2 protein-coding genes are annotated in these 2,518 nt (G+C 65.7%); both read left to right on the top strand.

What is annotated here, in order from left to right:
* The first annotated feature begins 235 nt into the window (after window positions 1-235).
* Window positions 236-1,483 carry an IS21 family transposase gene (gene istA / locus GGQ90_RS28765; protein ID WP_188084638.1) on the top strand — a complete coding sequence of 416 codons (1,248 nt, stop codon included), beginning with the start codon at window positions 236-238 and terminating at the stop codon, window positions 1,481-1,483.
* Window positions 1,480-2,355, top strand: coding sequence for an IS21-like element helper ATPase IstB (gene istB, locus GGQ90_RS28760; protein ID WP_188084637.1), 876 nt, complete (start codon window positions 1,480-1,482; stop codon window positions 2,353-2,355). The genes istA and istB overlap by 4 nt, the downstream gene beginning before the upstream one ends.
* The last annotated feature ends 163 nt before the right edge of the window (window positions 2,356-2,518 follow it).

Genomic DNA, 2,518 nt, shown 5'->3' with positions numbered 1-2,518 from the left:
ACGGCACGCGCTGGATGTCGTCGCGCCCCGCATTCCTGCTGCCGGTGCGCGTGCTGGGCGCCTTGTTCCGCCGTCTGTTCCTCACTCGCCTGTTGTGTTGATGGCGGAGTAATTCTCCCCGGAAGTGTCATCTCAAAATTCCCCACTTCCTTTTGCTCGCTGTCCCGGGGCGCGCCCCGGGACAGCGAGCATCTCCCGAATATCCGGCATGCTTCCTCCAGGAGGCGCAGCCGCGATGAAGAAGCTTGGGGAACTCGTCATGATCTTGGACATGCACCGCCAAGGAATGAAGGTCGCCGCGATCGCGCGGCAGCTCGGGATCGATCGCAAGACGGTCCGCAAATATATCGCGCAGGGGCTGGAGCCGCCTTCGTATGGCCCGCGGCTGCCACGGCCCCGGCCGATCGATCCCCATCTCGAATATCTGCAGGCCAGGCTCGTTGCTTATCCCGGGCTCACCGCGCAGCGGCTGCATCGCGAGATCGGCGAGCGCGGATATGCGGGTAGCTATAGCGTCGTCAGGGACACGGTGCGCTCGATGCGGCCGCCCAGCGAGCGCCCGTTTGCGGTTCGCTTCGAGACGGCGCCAGGCGAGCAGGCGCAGATGGACTTTGCCCAGTTCCGAGTGTGCTTCACGAGCGAGCCCGGCACAGTGCGCATCGTATGGCTGTTCTCGATGGTGCTGGGCCACTCGCGGTTGATCTGGGCCCGCTTCGCGCTGCGCCAGACCATGCAGACCGTGCTCGCCTGCCACAAGGCGGCGTTCGAGGCGATCGGGGGCGTGCCTCGCGAGATCCTCTACGACCGGATGAAGACCGCGGTCACCGGTGAGGACGAGGAAGGGCGCGTCATCTACAATCGTGGCCTTGCCGACTTCGCTCGCCACTACGGCTTCCTGCCGAAGGCCTGCAGGCCCTATCGGCCCGAGACCAAGGGCAAGGTTGAGCGCCCGTTCCGCTACATTCGCGAGGACTTCTTCCTGGGCTCGAGCTTCCGCGATCTCGACGACCTCAACGCCCAACTCGCCCGCTGGCTCTCGGGCGTCGCCAATCCGCGCGTGCACGCAACGACGGGGCGCGTCGTCAACGAGGCCTTCGCCGAGGAGAAGCCGACGTTGCAGCCGCTACCGCTGATCCCGTTCGGGGCGGTTCTCAAGCTGGAGAGGCGCGTCAGCCATGAAGGCATGGTCAGCGTCGCCGGCAACTTCTACTCGGTCCCCGACGCGACCCGGCGACGCGTCGTGGAGGTCCACAGCCTTGCCGACGAAATCCGCATCTTCGAGGATGAGCGGCTCATCGCGCGCCACCCCCTACTCGAGGGCCGGCATCAGCGCTCGCTTCTTGACGGCCATCGCCGCCTGCAGCGCCGTGCAGGCGACATCATGGGCCTGCCGTCGACGCCGGGCGAGCGCGTGGTCCAGCGGCCGCTGGACTTCTACGAGGCGGTCGGCCGCCGACTTGCCGTTACAGGAGGTGCGCTATGAGCGGCATCCTTCCCGATCCCGGCGCCTCGCTGCTCGACCGCGTCAAGATGAGCATGGTCGGCCTCAAGATGCCCCGCGCCATCGAAATGGTCGACGCCTGCGTTGCGCGCCTCGACCGCGGTGAGATCACCGCACTCGAGGCCATCGAACAGATCCTCATCGAGGAGCTGAGCTTCCGTGAGAACCGCAGGATCAAGACGGCGCTGGTGATGGCACGGCTCTCCACGCTCAAGACGTTGTCCGGCTTCGACTTCGCCTTCCAGCCCTCGCTGGACAAGGCCAGGATCATGGCGCTGGCCGAGCTCAGCTTCGTCGGGCGATGCGAAGCAGTCCACTTCCTGGGGCCGCCCGGGACCGGCAAGAGCCACCTTGCGACCGCCATCGGCGTCGAAGCTATCAAGGCCGGCAAAAGCGTCTACTTCTCGACGCTGGCCGACCTGATCGGCGCGCTGGCCAAGGCTGAGCGCGAGGGAACGCTCCGGGAGAAGATCCGGTTCTTCTGCCGCTTCTCGCTGCTAATCGTCGACGAGATCGGCTACCTCCCAGTGATCGCCGGCGGCGGCAACCTCTTCTTCCAGCTCGTCAACGCCCGCTACGAGAAGGGCGCAATGATCCTCACCTCCAACCGCGGCTTCGCCGAGTGGGGCGAAATCTTCGGCGACGCGGTCGTGGCAACGGCTCTGCTCGACCGCCTGCTTCACCACGCGATCGTCGTTCAGATCGACGGCTCGAGCTATCGACTACGCCGCCATGCCGACCTGCTGCCCGAGCACATACGCTCGAAGGCCCTCATCACCCCGCCCACGCCCGCGCCGCCGCGCAGGCGCGGGCGGCCACTGAAAAATGGAGCCGCCGATCTGCACGCCGGGTGATCTCCGGCAGCCGCAAAGTGGGGAATTTTACCTCGACACAACCGGGGAATCTTCAGGTGACGTTGACACTGTTGGCATTGTTCGATGCCGGCAAGCTGGTCTTCTTCAGCACCTTGGCTGGCCTCGCGACACGCAAGGCCTTCCTGCGGCATCTCTCACCGAT

The sequence above is a fragment of the Sphingobium scionense genome, assembly GCF_014197035.1.
Classification (GTDB): domain Bacteria; phylum Pseudomonadota; class Alphaproteobacteria; order Sphingomonadales; family Sphingomonadaceae; genus Sphingobium; species Sphingobium scionense.
This window is presented reverse-complemented; position numbering and strand designations above follow the sequence as displayed.